This is a genomic window from Blastococcus sp. SYSU D00820, assembly GCF_054050695.1.
Genome location: NZ_JBJGZW010000028.1, coordinates 1 through 14,844, shown reverse-complemented (window position 1 = coordinate 14,844; position 14,844 = coordinate 1). Strand labels below are relative to the sequence as shown.

Sequence of the window (14,844 nt, the reverse complement as noted above, 5' to 3'; positions counted from 1 at the left end):
GCGCCCGGTCCTGCCGGGCTGCGCTCCTCGTCCCGGGGACCTCGGCGGGCCCTGCCCCCCACTCGGGTCGGCGGGGACGACGAACGGAGAGCGCACCTCTTGGCGAGCCCGCACCACCATCCCGGTCCGGCCGACCGGCGCTCGCCGAGGCGTCGCCTGCGCACCGCCGTGCTCGCCGCCGGCGCCGCGGTCGCGCTGCTCGGCGCGCCGCTGCCGGCGCTGGCCGCACCCGCGGACGACGTCGCCGCGGCCTCCGCCGCCCAGGCCGACCTCGCCGCACAGGTCGGTCAGCTGGCCGATCGGGTGCGCGCGGCCGAGGAGCAGCTGCAGCGCATGACCGTGGAGGCCGAGGCCGCCGCGGACGCGGCCCTGGTGGCGCAGGCCGAGCTGGCCGCCGCGCAGGGCCGGGCCGACCAGGCCGCGGCCGAGCTCGCCGCCGCGCAGGCCGACGTCGCGGCCGCTGAGGAAGGCGTCGCCGACGTCGGCCGCGAGGCCTACATGGGCACCGGCGACCGCTACGGCGACGTCGCCCTCCTGCTCGACTCGTCCAGCCCCGAGGAGCTGCTGCAGCGCGCGGCCACCCTCGAGGTGCTGGGCGAGCAACGCGCCGCCGTGCTCACCGAGTTCGAGACGGTGGAGGCCCAGGTGGCCGCGGCCGAGGCGCAGGCGCGGGCCGCGGTGGCCGAGCGCGACGCCGCCGCGCGCACCGCCGCCGAGGCGCAGGCCGCCGCCGAGGCCCACCTCGCCGCCGCGCAGGCCGACTTCGACTCCCTGGCCGCGGAGAAGGCGGCTCTGGACGCGCAGCTGCGCGACGCCCAGATCGAGCTGCTCCGCCTGCAGGGCATCGCCGACGCCGAGGCGGCCTGGGCGGCGTCGCAGGCCACCGGTGCCGGCACGCTCTCGGCCTCCGGGGGAGCGGTGCCGCCGACCACCGGCCGGGTCACCTCCTGCTACGGCTCGCGCTGGGGCACCATGCACTACGGCGTCGACATCGCCGCCCCGATCGGCACCCCGGTCTACGCGCCGGTGGGCGGCGTGGTGCTCCAGGCCGGCGCGGCCAGCGGTTTCGGCCAGGCCGTCTACCTCCAGCACCCGAACGGCTCGATCACCCTCTACGGGCACGTCGACCGGTTCCTGGTCGGCGCCGGGCAGGTCGTCGTCGCCGGCCAGCAGATCGCCACCGTCGGCAACCGGGGCCAGTCCACCGGTCCGCACCTGCACTTCGAGGTGCACCAGGGCGGGCTCTACGCCAGCCGCACCGACCCGGTGCCGTGGCTGAGCGCCCTCGGCATCTCCCTGGGCGGCGCCTGCTAGCGGCGTCTACCGACGGCGCCCGCGCAGCCGGCCGAGCAGCCCGCCGGCCCCGCCGACGGTCCGTGCGGCCAGCGCGAGGATCGGCCCGCCGGGGATGCCCGGCGCGACCGAGACGATCGGCGCGAGCGCCAGCAGGCCGCCCAGGTCGTGCACCCGCAGCCGACGGCGGGCCAGGGCGACCACCGGGTTGACCCGGCCCGACGCCGCCTCCAGCAGCAGGTCGGCGGGCGCCTCGACCGCGGTGCCGGCAGTGTCGCCCGCGGCCACCTCGCGCACGGTCCAGCCCGCGCCGTCCGCGGCGAACGCCCAGCCGCCGCCGGGGCCGACGAGGGTGGCGCCCCCGGTGATGCCCTGCCCGGCCGCCAGCGCCCCGGTGACGTCGGCCAGCGCCGCGAGACCGGAGTGCAGCACGCCGGCCGGCACGGGCGGTGCCCCCGCCGCGGCGAGGTCCAGGCCGTGCACGGCCAGCTCGTAGGCCTGCCCGAGGACGACGCTGAGCAGCGGCAGCGTGCCCACCGTCGCCACCGTCGGCGCGGTGTCCAGCTCGACGGGCTCCTCGGCGAGGTAGCGGGCGGTCGCCTCCCGGTTGCGGCGCAGCCCCGCCAGCACCTCCTCGCGCGCGGCGTCCCGGTGCGCCGCCGTCACGCGCGCGTTGGTGCCGTCGACGTCCGGGGGCGTACCGGCGCCGCCGGCCCGTGCCGAGGCGATGAGGTCGGCGAGCGCGGTGTGGTCGTCCCAGCAGCCCAGGTGCACCAGCACCTCGTGCACCCGCCATCCGGGCAGCCGGGTCGGCCGGTCGAGGTCGACCGCCTCGGCCTGCGCGAGGAAGGCGTCCCACGCCTCGAGCACCATGCCGCCGACGCGCTCCCGCCCGGCGTCGGCCATCCCGTGCGATCGCATGCCCGGCCCCGTACCCCGCTCGCCGCCGCCGAGGCGTGAGCCGGCCCACCCGGAGGAGGGAGGCCCCGGTCAAGGGGAGGGGCCGGCGCGTCGATGTCCGATCCGTGGAGCGACTACAGCCGCCGGAGCGGCGCGCGGGCCGGGCCCGGCGACCGCGCGCGCGGCGGGCGCTCGCCCGGGTACGCAGCGGGCTGTACCGCCCGCTGGCCGGGGACGACGACCGGGTCCGGTACTGGATCCGCCACGTGCGGCTGGGCGTGCTGCTCACCGAGGTCGCCGCCTGGACCGTCGTGGGCTACGCGCTGGTCACGCCCACGGCCGGGCACCTGCACCCCGTCCTCTTCGCCGCGGCCGGCATCGCGATCGTCTCCGTGCCGCTCGTGCTGCTCCTTCCCCTGGCCGAGATGATGCGCGACTCCCGCGGCCCGCTGCTCTTCTACGGCTGGACGGTCGGGACGGCGGTCCTCGTGGCCGTCGGCGCCCGCTTCGACGGCGGCAGCTCCAGCCCGCTGTTCTGCCTGCTGTTCCTCACGCTCGGCTTCATGGCCGTCGCCTATCCGCCTTACGGCGTGGTGGCGATGGGCGCGTTCATGTCCGCCGCGTACCTGCTGCTCGCCGTGCTGCCGGCCCCGTCGGTCTACGGCTTCTTCCTGCTCGCGGTCATGGCGGCCTTCACGATGCTCTGCGCGATGTCGTCGGCCAACCAGTGGGAGGCCTACGACCGCTCGGTGCTCCTGCTGCGCACCCACGAGCTGCTCGCCGCGACCGACCCCCTCACCGGGGCGCTCAACCGCCGGGCGTTCCTCGACCGGCTGGACGCCGCGATCGACACCGGCGGCGACGACGGCACCGCGGTCGTCTGCCTGGTCGACCTCGACGGCTTCAAGAGCGTCAACGACCGGGACGGCCACGCCGCCGGGGACGCCGTCCTGCGGGCCGTGACCGTCGCCCTCGGCGCCGCGGTGCGCGAGACCGACAGCATCGCCCGGCTCGGTGGCGACGAGTTCGCCGTCCTCGCCACGGTGGGCGACCCGGCCGACGCCGAGGTGCTCGCCGACCGGATCCGCACGGGCGTCGCAGGGGTCGGGGCGAGGGCCGGCGTCACCGCCAGTGTCGGGGTCACCGCCGTCCGCCCGGGCGACGACGAGCACGAGGTGCTGCTGCGGGCCGACGCAGCCATGTACCGGGCCAAGGCCGCAGGTGGCGACCGGGTCGCCGCGGCGGTCGCCGAGTAGCCGACGCCCTCCCTTTCGTCACTCTCCGTCATCGGAGTGGCCCGGTGCGGGCCGCGGATCGGTCGGGGGGACGACACGACGCGCCGGACTCGCGCATGCCGCGCCGTACGCACGACGACGGCGGTGGACGACGGTAGGCTGCCCGTGGTAAGGCCGCTGACCTGCACGGAATGGTTACGGCGGTCACCATCCGTCACATGTGACCCATCCGGCGCCCCCGCACTGGCGCGATGGGGGGACCATCGTGCACACTGGTGGAGGGACGCCTGGTCCCGGACCGCCGAACACAGCCTGTCACCGAATCGATCGTCCGTTGGGGAAGACGAGACCGATCGAGTCGATGGAGGTGCCTCGTGCAGCGACGGTCTACCCAGGGTGTCGTCTTCGTGCACGCGTGCCCGAAGGCGCTCTGCCAGCACGTCGAGTGGGCGCTCGAACGCGTCGTCGGCGCGCCGGTCTCCCTGTCGTGGGCCGACCAGCCCGCGGCGCACGGTTCCTACCGTGCTGAGGTCGCCTGGACCGGTGCTCCCGGTACGGGCGCCAAGCTGGTCGCTGCGCTGCGCGCGTGGCCGATGCTGCGCTTCGAGGTGACCGAAGAGGCCAGCCACGGCAACGACGGCGAGCGCATGTCCTACGTGCCCGGGCACGGGGTCTTCCGTGCCCCGACGAGCGCCAACGGCGACCTCATCGTGACCGAGCAGCAGCTGCGCCACCTCGCGGCGACGGCGACCTCGGCCGAGGCGTTCCGCCACGGTGTCGACCAGCTCCTCGGTGCGGCCTGGGACGCCGACCTCGAGGTCTACCGGCACGCCGGCGACGGCAGTCCCATCACCTGGCTGCACCAGGTGGTCTGAGGACGGCTCCATCACGATCCGGGCACGACGGCGGGATCTCCACCGGCTGTCCGTCGTAGCCTGAACCCGGTCGTCCGGGCGTCGTCGGGGAAGCGGCGCCCGGGCGGTCACTCCCGTCGGGGACGCACGAGGGCCCGGTACCGCGGTCGCGGTACCGGGCCCTCGTGCGTGTGCGGGCTACAGCGGGATGTTGCCGTGCGCCCCGCGGCCGGACGGCGCGGCGGCCAGCGCCTCGACCAGGCGGCGCCGGGTGACCGACGGCTCGACCACGTCGTCGACGACGCCGATCTCCCGCGCCCGGTTGACCCCGCCGGCGATCCGCTCGTGCTCGGCGGCCAGCTGGGCGTGCAGCGCCTCCCGCTCGGACGGCGGGACGGCGGCCAGCTTCTTCCGGTGCAGGATGCCGACCGCGGCCTTGGCGCCCATGACCGCGACCTCGGCGCCGGGCCAGGCGAACACCGCGGTCGCGCCCAGCGACCGGGAGTTCATGGCGATGTAGGCGCCGCCGTAGGACTTGCGGGTCACCAGCGTCACCCGCGGCACCACGGCCTCGGCGAAGGCGTGCAGCAGCTTGGCGCCGCGCCGCACGACGCCGTCCCACTCCTGGCCGACGCCGGGCAGGTAGCCCGGCACGTCGACCAGCACGACCAGCGGCACGCCGAACGCGTCGCACATGCGCACGAAGCGGGCCGCCTTCTCCGCCGACGCGGAGTCCAGGCAGCCGCCCAGCCGCAGCGGGTTGTTGGCGATGACGCCCACGGTGCGCCCGGCCAGCCGGCCCAGCGTGGTGACGACGTTGGGCGCGAACCGCGGGTGCAGCTCCAGCCCCGGCTCGTCCAGCACCGCGGCGATCAGCGGCTTGACGTCGTAGGCGCGCTGCGGCGCCTCGGGCAGCAGCGCCCGCAGGTCGACCTCGGCCTGGTCCTCGGCAGGGGAGAAGCTGCCCTGCGCGGCCAGCAGCGCGACCGCCTGGCGCGCGGTCTCCAGCGCCGAAGGCTCGGTGTCGGTGACCACGTGCACGACGCCGCTGCGCCGGCCGTGGGTGTCCGGCCCGCCGAGGCGCTCCATGTCGACGTCCTCGCCGGTGACCGAGCGGACCACGTCCGGACCGGTCACGAAGACCCGCCCCGCCGGACCCATGATCACCAGGTCGGTGAGCGCCGGGCCGTAGGCGGCGCCACCGGCCGCCGGGCCGAGCACCACCGAGATCTGCGGTACCCGCCCGGAGGCGCGCACCATCGCGGCGAAGACCTCGCCGACCGCGTGCAGGGCGGTGACGCCCTCGGCCAGCCGGGCGCCGCCGGAGTGCCAGATGCCGACGACCGGCAGCCGCTCGCGCAGCGCGGTGTCGATGGCGTCGACGATGTGCCGGCACCCGTCGATGCCCATCGCCCCGCCCATCACGGTGGCGTCGGTGCAGAAGGCGATCGTGCTGCTGCCGTCGACGGTGCCGCGGGCGGCCATCACCCCGGAGGTGTCCCGGGCGGCGAGCAGGGTCATCGAGCCCGCGTCGAAGAACCGCTGCAGGCGGTCCTCCGGATCGCGGGGGTCGGGGCTGGGCAGGGTGGGTGCCGCTTGGACTGCCGTCACAGGGCCTCCTGGGCCTCAGGCGGTGGTGAACACCAGCGCGATGTTGTGGCCGCCGAAACCGAAGGAGTCGTTCACGGCGGCGGTGAGCGTGGCGCGCCGCGGCTCGCGGCGGACGATGTCGAGGGCCTGGACCGCGGCGTCGTCGTCGGGGTCGTCGAGGTTGGCCGTCGCCGGCACCACCTGCTCGCGCAGGGCGAGGATGGTGAACACCGACTCCAGCGCACCGGCGGCACCGAGCAGGTGCCCGGTCAGGCTCTTGGTGGCGGTGACCAGCACGTGCTCGCCGATCGCCGAGCGGATCGCGGCGGCCTCGGCCGTGTCGCCGACCGGCGTGGAGGTGGCGTGCGCGTTGACGTGGCCGATGTCGGCCGGGGTGAGCCCGGCGTCGCGGAGCGCCGCGCCGATGGCCCGCGCGGCGCCCTCACCCTCGGGGTGCGGGGCGACCAGGTCGTAGCCGTCGGCGGTGGCGCCGGCACCGGCGAGCCGGGCGTGCACCGTGGCGCCGCGGGCGGCGGCCGCGTCGGCGCGCTCGAGCACGAGCGCCGCGGCGCCCTCACCGAGCACGAAGCCGTCGCGGGCCTTGTCGAACGGGCGGGAGGCCCGCTCGGGCTCGTCGTTGCGCGTGGACATGGCGCGCATGGCGGCGAAGCCGGCCATCGGCAGCGGGTGCACGCAGGCCTCCGTGCCGCCGACCAGGACGACGTCGGCCCGGTCGAAGCGCAGCAGGTCCAGCCCCCAGCGGATCGCCTCGGCGCCGGACGCGCAGGCGCTGACCGGCGCGTGCACGCCACCCTTGGCGCCGACCGCCAGGCCCACCGCGGCGGCGGGACCGTTGGGCATGAGCATGGGGATGGTGAAGGGGGAGACCCGCTTGGGGCCCTTTTCCTCCAGGACGTCGTCCTGCCCCAGGAGGGTCAGCGCGCCGCCGATGCCGGTGCCGAACACGACGGCGATCCGCTCCGGGTCGACGCCGGAGTCGGCCGCGCCGGAGCTGCGCCACGCCTCCTCGGCGGCGACGACGGCGACCTGCTGGCTGCGGTCCAGCCGGCGGGCGCGCACCCGGTCGAGGGACTCGGCCGGGTCGACGGCCAGCCGGGCCACGAGCTGGGCGGGGAACTCGCTCACCCAGTCGTCGGTGATCCGGCTGACCCCCGACCGCCCGGCCAGCAGTGCGTCCCAGGTGCTCGCGACGTCGCCTCCGAGCGGGGTGCTGGCCCCGAGTCCGGTGACGACGACGTCGGCGGTGCTGCTCATGCGGAGTTCCTCCTGGGACGGGACGGCGGGCCGGGCGGCCGGGGCGGGGCTCAGGCCTTGTTGTTCTGGATGTAGCTGATCGCGTCGCCGACGGTCTTGATGTTGCCGAGCTCGTCGTCGGGGATGGCGACGCCGAACTTGTCCTCGACGGCGGTGGCGATCTCGACCATCGACAGGGAGTCGACGTCGAGGTCCTCGGTGAACGACTTCTCCGGGGTGGCGTCGGCAGGGGCGACCCCGGCGACCTCCTCCAGGATCTCGGCCAGACCGGTCTGGATGTCCTCGCTCACGCGTGGGTCCTCTCTTCTCGTCGTCCGCGGCGGGGAGTCCCGGCGCGGGGGTCGTGGGGTACCCGGGCGGGCGCCCGGTGCACCGGATCAGGGCAGGCGGAGCACCTGGCCGGCGAAGGTGAGCCCGGCGCCGTAGCCGAGCACCAGGGCGAGGTCGCCGCTCTTGGCCTCGCCGGACTCCAGCAGCGCGCTCAGCGCCAGCGGGATCGACGCGGCCGACGTGTTGCCCGACTGCACGATGTCGCGGGCGACGACGGTGCGCTCGGGGAAGCCCAGCCGCTTGTGCATCGACTCGACGATGCGCAGGTTGGCCTGGTGCGGGGCGAAGACGTCGATGTCCTCGGGGCCGACGCCGGCGCTCTCCATCGCCTCGGTCAGCGCCGCGGTGAGCTTGGTGGTGGCCCAGCGGTAGACCGCCTGGCCGGCCATCGTCATCGTGCTGCGGCCGGCGGCGATCTCGATGGCGGAGTACTGGTCGCCGTCGCTGCCCCAGGCGACCGGGCCGATGCCCGGCTCGTCGCTGGCGCCCACGACCACGGCCCCCGCGCCGTCGGCGAAGATCACCGCGGTCGACCGGTCGGTGAGATCGGTGACGTCGGTCAGTCGCTCGGCGCCGACGACCAGGACGTTGCGGGCCGAGCCGGTGCGGATGGCGTTGTTGGCCATCTCCAGCGCGTAGCAGAACCCGGCGCAGCCGGCGTTGAGGTCGAACGCGCCGGGCCGGGGGATGCCCAGCCGGTGGGCGACCTGCGGACCGATGCCGGGGATCGGCGCCCGGAGGCTGGCGCTGGCGAGCACCACCATGTCGATCTCGCCGGGCGCCAGGCCGCTGGCGGCCAGCGCCTTGCCGCCGGCGGCGACGGCCATCTCGACGAGGGTCTCGTCCTCCGACGCCCAGCGGCGCTCGGCGATGCCGACCCGGCTCTGGATCCACTCGTCGCTGGTCTCCATGACCTGCGCGAGCTCGTCGTTGGTGACGCGGCGGCGGGGGCGGTAGGCGCCGATCCCGAGGATGCGCGCGCCGGGCGAGCCCGTCTTCAGCTGGATCGAGGTCACGCGGACACCTCCGGGTAGAGACGGGCGAGGGGGTCGCCGGCGTCGACGAGGTCGCCGTCGTGCACCAGCCACTCGGCCAGGACGCCGTCGTAGCCGGCCGACACGTTGACCTCCTCGCGGCGGCTGCGGATGCAGCCGAGCGGGGTGCCGGCCGGCAGGTGGGTGCCCTCGGCGATCGCGGCCGGGCTCACCGTGCCCCGCACCGGGGCGACGACCATCCGCCAGTCGGGGGCGTACTGCGCCTCGGCCCGGCCGCGCTCGGCGTCGATGAGCTCGCGGGCGCGGTCGAGGTCGGCCGGGGAGCTGATCGCGAGGATCTCGATGCCGGCGCCCTTCCACTCGCGCTTGGCGAGGCCGGCCAGCGCGCCGGCCGGGGGCAGCTCGATCGCGGCGGTGACACCCAGCTCGCGCAGCGTGGCCAGGCACGCGTCGAAGCGGACCGGGCTGGTGACCTGGCTGACCAGGCGGGACAGCGCCTCGGCGCCGGTGGTGACCGCGGCGCCGTCGGCGTTGGACAGGAGCAGCCGGCTCGGGTCGGCCGGGCGGATTCCGCCGACCAGGCCCTCGAGCTCGGTGCGCGCCGAGGCCATGTACTCGGTGTGGAAGGCGCCGGCCACCGACAGCGGCATCACACGGGCCTTCGCCGGCGGCTCGGCCCGCAGCGCCTCGAGCCCGTCGAGCGGGCCGGCGACGACGGTCTGGCCGCCGCCGTTGTGGTTCGCGGCCACCAGCCCGTGGCGCTCCAGCGCGGCCTGCACCTCGGCGGGGTCGCCGCCGAGGACGGCGGACATGCCGGTCGGCGTCTGCGCGCAGGCGGCGGCCATGGCCCGGCCGCGGACGGCGGTCAGCGCGATGGCGGCCTCCACCGACAGGACCCCGGCCAGCGCCGCGGCGGTGAGCTCGCCGACGCTGTGGCCGGTGATCGCCACGTCGCGGCCGGCGGCCGGCGCGTGCACCACCGGGCCGGGCAGGCCGCCCAGCTCGCGGGCGATGAACAGGCTCATCGCGACGACCAGCGGCTGGGTGACCGCGGTGTCCTTGATGGCCTCGGCGTCGCCGGTGGTGCCGAGGGTCAGCAGGTCGGCGTCGGCGATCGCACCGGCCCAGCGGAAGAAGGACTCAGCACCGGGGAGGTCGAGCCAGTCGGTGAGCATCCCGGGCTTCTGGGCACCCTGTCCGGGGGCGAGGACGGCCAGCACGTGTCCACCGTGCCAGGGATGCCGGAGCCGCGCGGGTGGGGAGCGGCACGAAAGCACACCGGTGGTCTTTGGAGGGTCTCCACAAAGTCAGCGTGGCCGAGCAGCCCGGGGAGCCGGTCCAGTGGTGGAGAGCACACGACCCCGCTCCCCGCGGGCGGCCCACATGATCAGGGACCCTGATCGTGCGGCGTCTTCCCGGACCGTGCACCGCCGGGGAGGACCCCGGATGACCAGGGACCCTGATCATCTGCAGCCGCGACCCCTCAGTGCCAGAGCGAGCGCGCCCCCGCCAGCTCGGACAGCGCCAGCGCCACCTGCAGCGTCCAGCTCCCGCGCGGATCGGTGGCCGACAGGCCGGTCAGCTCCAGCGCCCGCTTGAGCCGGTAGCGCACCGTGTTGGGGTGCACGAACAGCGTGCGCGCGCTGGCCTCGAGGTTGCCGCCGCTGGCCAGCACCGCGCGCACCGTCTCCAACACCTCCCCGCCGGCGGCGCGCAGGGGGGCGGCGACCCGCTCCTCCAGGGCGGCGCGGGCGGCGGGGTCGCCGTCCAGCGCGCGCTCGGGCAGCAGCGCGTCGGCCGGGACCGGGCGCGGGGCCTGCGGCCAGGCGGCGACGGCGCGCAGCCCGGCCAGGGCCGCGGCGGCGGACTCGCCGGCCTGGCTCAGCCGGTCGACCACCGGGCCCACCACCACCGGCCCGGCACCGAACTCGTCGGCCACCCGGTCGGCCACCCCGGTGAGCTCGTCGGCCCCGCCGAGCACCACCACCAGCTGCTCGGCGTGCACCCCGACCAGCACCTCGCTGCGCAGCGAGCGGGCGGCCCGCCGGATGGTGGAGTGCACGTCGCCCTCCGGCGGCGCGGCGCCGACCAGCACCGTCACCGGGCTCATGGACGCCCAGCCCAGCGCGGCGGCCCGCCCGGGCAGCTCCTCCGAGCGCTCGCCGCGGACGAGCGCGTCGACGACCAGCGCCTCCAGCCGGGCGTCCCACGCACCGCGGTTCTCCGCGAAGGCGGCGTAGACGTGCGCGGTGGCGAAGGCGACCTCGCGGCTGAACTGCAGCACCGACAGCCGCAGCGCGTCGGCGTCCCCGGGCTCGGCGACGGTCTCGACGTGGTCGTCCATGACCTCGACGGTCACCTTGATCAGGTCGACGGTCTGCTTGAGCGGCACCGCCCGCACCAGCTCGCGCGGCGCGGCACCGAACACCTCCCCGGTCAGCCGGGGCGGGCGGCCGGGGTTGCGGCACCACTCGACCAGCGAGGCGATGCCGGCCTGCGCGACGAGCATGACCCAGGACCGCTGGTCGGCCGGCATGGTGCGGAACCACGACAGCTCCTCGTCCATGCGGGCCACCGCCTGCGTGGCCAGCGAGCCCGAGGCGCGCTCCAGCCGCCGCAGCGTCGCCGCCGACGGCGGGCGGCTGCTCACCCGGGAGGACACGCGCCCAGCGTGTCACGCGCGCCGGCGTCGGGGAGAGTGGGGCGGTGGACCTCCCTCCCGACGGCACGCCCGGCCGGAGCCGCAGCCGCGCCCTCGCCGCGGTGGTCGGCGGGGTCGGCGTCCTGGCCGTGCTCGGTGCCGGCGTGCTCACCGACTTCGCCCCCCAGATCCGCCTCGACACGGCGGTCAGCGACGCGCTCTACGCCGGCGACGACCGCTCGCCGCTCGTCGGCGGCCTGCTCGACGTCCTGACCACCCCGGGGGTCACCTGGTTCCGGGTGCTGGCGCTGCTGCCCCTGTTCGGCTGGCTGGCCGCCCGCCGTGCCTGGCGCACGCTGGCCTGGTCGGTGCCGGCCGCGCTGCTGGTCGGCCCGCTCACCGTCGGGCTCAAGGAGCTGATCGGACGGGCCCGCCCGGCGTTCGAGGGCGGGGGCCTGAGCTACGGGGGGCTGAGCTACCCGAGCGGCCACTCCTCGGGGATCGCCACGCTCGTGGTCGTGGCCCTGGTCGTCACCTGGCCGCTGCTGCGCCGGCGCGCGCGGCGGTGGGTGCTCGCCGCCGGCGTCGCGCTGGTGCTGCTGGTCGGGCTGACCCGCATGTGGCTGGGCGTCCACTTCCTCTCCGACGTCCTCGGCGGGTGGTCGCTGGGCATCGCCTGGACCCTCGCCCTGGCCCTGGTCGCCGACGGACTGCCCGGTGGCCGCGGCGCCGTGCGCGCCCGACCGCGGGTCGCGGAGCCGGCGCCGTGACCGGCCTGGACTCGCGGGTGCTGCTGGCGCCCGACGACGGCTCGCTGGGCCCGCTGCTCCGGCTGGCCGACGACCGGCTGGCACCCGGCGCCGGGTACGGCCGGCACGCGCACCGCGCGGTCGACGTCGTCGCCGTCGTGCTTGCGGGGTCGCTGCGGCACGCCTGGGGGAGCGGGGTGGAGATGACCGCCGGCGACGTCGCGGTGCTGCGCGCCGGCGCCGGCCTGGACCACGACGAGGTCGCCGGGGACGGCGGCGCGCGGGTGCTGCAGTGCTACCTGCGCAGCGCCGACCCGGGGGCGGCGCCCGCGCACGACGTCGTGCGCGGAGCGGCGGGCTGGGTCGACCTCGGCCGCCCCGACGCCCGGCTGTGGGTGGGGCCGGGGGAGGCGCCGGAGGGGCTGCGCATCGCGGTGGCCGGCGAGCCGGCCGTCGTGGGCGGGGCCGGCCCCGCGGTCGTGTGGCAGCTGGAGACCACGCGCCCGGCCTGGGCCTGGGACTGATCGGCCCGAGCGGATCGGGGAGAGTGGGGGCATGCCCTCCAGCGCCGCCGAGCTGCTCGCCGCCGCCACCGCCGACGCCGACCGCACGATCGACCTCCGCCGCCGGCTGCACCGCCAGCCCGAGATCGGGCTGCACCTGCCCCGCACGCAGGCCACGGTGCTCGAGGCGCTGGCCGACCTGCCGGTGGAGATCGGCACCGGCCGGACGACGACGTCGGTGGTCGCCGTCCTCCGCGGCGCGCGGCCCGGGCCCACCTACCTCCTGCGCGGCGACATGGACGCCCTGCCCGTGCAGGAGGACAGCGGCCTGCCCTTCGCCTCCGAGGTGCCCGGCGCCATGCACGCCTGCGGGCACGACACCCACGTGGCGATGCTGCTCGGCGCCGCCCGGCTGCTGGCCGAGCGCCGCGACGAGATCGCCGGCCAGGTCGTGTTCATGGTGCAGCCGGGGGAGGAGGGCTTCCACGGCGCGCGGTACATGCTGGAGGAGGGCCTGCTCGACGTCGTCCCCGAGGCGCCGGTGAGCGGGGCGTTCGCCCTGCACGTCTCCTCGACGCTGGCCAGCGGCACGGTGCACGTGCGGCCGGGCCCGATCATGGCCGCGGCCGACCAGTGGCGGATGACGGTGCACGGCCGCGGCGGGCACGCCTCGGAGCCCGCGGCGGCGGCCGATCCGGTGCCGGTCGCCGCGGAGATCGTGCTGGCGCTGCAGTCGATGGTCACCCGCCGGGTCGACGTCTTCGACCCCGCCGTCGTCACCGTCGCGCACATCGCCGCCGGGTCGACCAACAACGTCATCCCCGACTCGGCGTTCATGGAGGGCACGATCCGCACGCTGTCCCCGCAGCGGCGGGCCGACGTCGTCGCCTCGGTGCGGCGGGTCGCCGAGCACGTGGCCGCCGCGCACGAGATGACGCTGGAGTGGGGGCACGAGCAGGGCTACCCGGTGACGGTGAACGACGCCGGGGCCGCCGCGCAGGTGGCCGCGGCCGCCGCCGAGCTGCTGGGGCCGGAGGCGGTGCCGCCGATGCGCGCGCCGCTCATGGGCGCCGAGGACTTCTCCTACGTGCTGGAGCGGGTGCCCGGTGCGATGGCGTGGCTGGGCGCCCGCCCGCCGGGCGTCGACCCGGCGACGGCGCCGGCCAACCACTCCAACCTCGTCGTCTTCGACGAGGCGCCGCTGCCGGCGGGCGTGGCCCTCTACGCGCGGATGGCGCTGCAGGCGCTGGCCGGCTGACCGCCCCCGGCCTCAGGCCGAGGCGCGGACCACCAGGCGGGTGTCGCACAGGCAGGTCTCGACGCCCTCGGCCTGGCCCTCGATCTGGCGCAGCAGCAGCTCGGCCATCCGGCGGCCGATCTCGTCGATCGGCTGCGCCACCGTGGTCAGCGGCGGCTCCGCGCTGGGCGCGACCGCCGAGTCGTCGAACCCCACCACCGCGACGTCCGCGGGCACCTGCCGGCCGGCGCCGCGCAGCACCCGCAGCGCCCCCAGCGCCATCAGGTCGGAGGCGACGAAGACCGCGTCGAGGTCCGGCGCCCGCTCCAGCAGGGTGGTCATGGCCCGGGCCCCGCCGCCCTCGGTGAAGTCGCCCTCGGCCACCCGTTCCGGGCAGTGCGGCAGGCCCGCGGCCGCCAGCGCCTGCTGGTATCCCGCGTAGCGGTCGATGCCGGCGACCTGGTCGAGGGGGCCGGTCACCGTGGCGATGCGCTGCCGGCCGAGGCCGACGAGGTGCTCGGTGGCGGTCCGCCCGCCGGCCACGCTGTCGACGTCGACGTAGGCGGCCTCGCTGCCGTCGAGCGGCCGGCCGAGCAGGACGTGGGGGACGCCGGACTCCTGCAGCGCGCGGGGCAGCAGGTCCTGGCTGTGCAGCGACACCAGCACGACGCCGTCCACGTGGCCCTGCCGGACCCAGCGGCCGACCCGCTCCTGCTCCCGCCGGTTGCGGGCCGACAGCATGACCAGGGCCCGGTCGGTGTCGCCGAACCGGGCCGAGAGCTCGTGGGCCAGGGTGGACAGGACCGGGTCGGAGAAGAAGTGCATGTTCGACTCCGACAGGACCATCGCGATCGTGTCGGTGCGCCGGGTGACCAGGCTGCGGGCCATGCGGTTGGGCACGTAGCGCAGCTGCGCCACCGCCTCCTGCACCGCGCGCCGCGCCTCCGGGCTGACCCGCGGGGAGTCGTTCACCACGCGCGAGACCGTGGCCCGGGAGACGCCGGCGAGCACCGCGACCTCGTCGAGGGTCGGGGAGGTGCGCCCACCCGTCGTCATCACCGCTGCTCCTGGCTGTCCTGGCCGCCGCTGCGGCCGCGTTGCAGACAGGTTGGCACGACCGGGGTGGCTGAGCGGAGGGGGGGGGGGCGCCGGGACGCGCCGCCCCCCCCCCCCCCCCCCCCCGGGGGGGGGGGGGGGGGGTGTGCGCGCCGCCGGGGGGCCGCCCGGGCCTGGGGTCCAGGG

14 protein-coding genes are annotated in these 14,844 nt (G+C 76.5%); 6 read left to right on the top strand and 8 right to left on the bottom strand.

Translation table 11 applies throughout. The features are described 5' to 3' along the window. The first annotated feature begins 99 nt into the window (after positions 1-99). Positions 100-1,314 carry a M23 family metallopeptidase gene (locus ACI79R_RS21060; protein WP_456575627.1) on the top strand — a complete coding sequence of 405 codons (1,215 nt, stop codon included), beginning with the start codon at positions 100-102 and terminating at the stop codon, positions 1,312-1,314. A 6-nt stretch (positions 1,315-1,320) separates the two neighbouring features. On the opposite strand, the gene ACI79R_RS21055 is transcribed toward ACI79R_RS21060, so the two are convergent. Beyond that, a complete protein-coding gene (locus ACI79R_RS21055) occupies positions 1,321-2,214 on the bottom strand; it encodes a maleylpyruvate isomerase N-terminal domain-containing protein (protein WP_456575626.1) in 894 nt (297 codons plus the stop codon). Between the two features lie 104 nt (positions 2,215-2,318). Between ACI79R_RS21055 and ACI79R_RS21050 the strand changes: the two genes are divergently transcribed. Both ACI79R_RS21050 and ACI79R_RS21045 read left to right on the top strand, forming a co-directional pair. Beyond that, positions 2,319-3,449: a GGDEF domain-containing protein gene (locus ACI79R_RS21050; protein WP_456575625.1), complete on the top strand. Its 1,131-nt coding sequence runs from the start codon at positions 2,319-2,321 to the stop codon at positions 3,447-3,449. A gap of 353 nt (positions 3,450-3,802) precedes the next feature. Further along, positions 3,803-4,303 (top strand): DUF3145 domain-containing protein, encoded by a 501-nt coding sequence (locus ACI79R_RS21045; protein WP_456565584.1) that lies wholly within the window; start codon positions 3,803-3,805, stop codon positions 4,301-4,303. Between the two features lie 177 nt (positions 4,304-4,480). On the opposite strand, the gene ACI79R_RS21040 is transcribed toward ACI79R_RS21045, so the two are convergent. The 6 genes from ACI79R_RS21040 to ACI79R_RS21015 all read right to left on the bottom strand — a co-directional run bounded on the left by ACI79R_RS21040 (position 4,481) and on the right by ACI79R_RS21015 (position 11,134). Further along, a complete protein-coding gene (locus ACI79R_RS21040) occupies positions 4,481-5,893 on the bottom strand; it encodes an acyl-CoA carboxylase subunit beta (protein WP_456575624.1) in 1,413 nt (470 codons plus the stop codon). Between the two features lie 15 nt (positions 5,894-5,908). Next, positions 5,909-7,147, bottom strand: coding sequence for a beta-ketoacyl-[acyl-carrier-protein] synthase family protein (locus tag ACI79R_RS21035; protein WP_456575623.1), 1,239 nt, complete (start codon positions 7,145-7,147; stop codon positions 5,909-5,911). A 50-nt stretch (positions 7,148-7,197) separates the two neighbouring features. Continuing rightward, positions 7,198-7,437 (bottom strand): acyl carrier protein, encoded by a 240-nt coding sequence (locus ACI79R_RS21030; protein WP_456575622.1) that lies wholly within the window; start codon positions 7,435-7,437, stop codon positions 7,198-7,200. A gap of 87 nt (positions 7,438-7,524) precedes the next feature. Further along, positions 7,525-8,493, bottom strand: coding sequence for a beta-ketoacyl-ACP synthase III (locus tag ACI79R_RS21025; protein ID WP_456575621.1), 969 nt, complete (start codon positions 8,491-8,493; stop codon positions 7,525-7,527). Next, positions 8,490-9,692, bottom strand: coding sequence for an acyltransferase domain-containing protein (locus tag ACI79R_RS21020; protein ID WP_456575620.1), 1,203 nt, complete (start codon positions 9,690-9,692; stop codon positions 8,490-8,492). Before ACI79R_RS21020 ends, ACI79R_RS21025 begins: the two co-directional genes overlap by 4 nt. 263 nt (positions 9,693-9,955) lie before the next feature. Beyond that, entirely contained in the window at positions 9,956-11,134 is a 1,179-nt protein-coding gene (locus ACI79R_RS21015; protein WP_456575619.1) for a PucR family transcriptional regulator, read from the bottom strand. 44 nt (positions 11,135-11,178) lie between these two features. Between ACI79R_RS21015 and ACI79R_RS21010 the strand changes: the two genes are divergently transcribed. The 3 genes from ACI79R_RS21010 to ACI79R_RS21000 are packed head-to-tail and all read left to right on the top strand — an operon-like array spanning position 11,179 to position 13,623. Continuing rightward, on the top strand, positions 11,179-11,883 hold the full coding sequence (locus ACI79R_RS21010) for a phosphatase PAP2 family protein (RefSeq protein ID WP_456575618.1): 705 nt from the start codon (positions 11,179-11,181) through the stop codon (positions 11,881-11,883). Continuing rightward, positions 11,880-12,386 (top strand): pirin family protein, encoded by a 507-nt coding sequence (locus ACI79R_RS21005; RefSeq protein ID WP_456575617.1) that lies wholly within the window; start codon positions 11,880-11,882, stop codon positions 12,384-12,386. The genes ACI79R_RS21010 and ACI79R_RS21005 overlap by 4 nt, the downstream gene beginning before the upstream one ends. A 31-nt stretch (positions 12,387-12,417) precedes the next feature. Continuing rightward, on the top strand, positions 12,418-13,623 hold the full coding sequence (locus ACI79R_RS21000) for a M20 metallopeptidase family protein (RefSeq protein ID WP_456575616.1): 1,206 nt from the start codon (positions 12,418-12,420) through the stop codon (positions 13,621-13,623). 12 nt (positions 13,624-13,635) lie between these two features. On the opposite strand, the gene ACI79R_RS20995 is transcribed toward ACI79R_RS21000, so the two are convergent. Continuing rightward, complete coding sequence (locus tag ACI79R_RS20995; RefSeq protein ID WP_456575672.1) at positions 13,636-14,658, bottom strand: LacI family DNA-binding transcriptional regulator; 1,023 nt, start codon at positions 14,656-14,658, stop codon at positions 13,636-13,638. Positions 14,659-14,844: the final 186 nt, after the last annotated feature.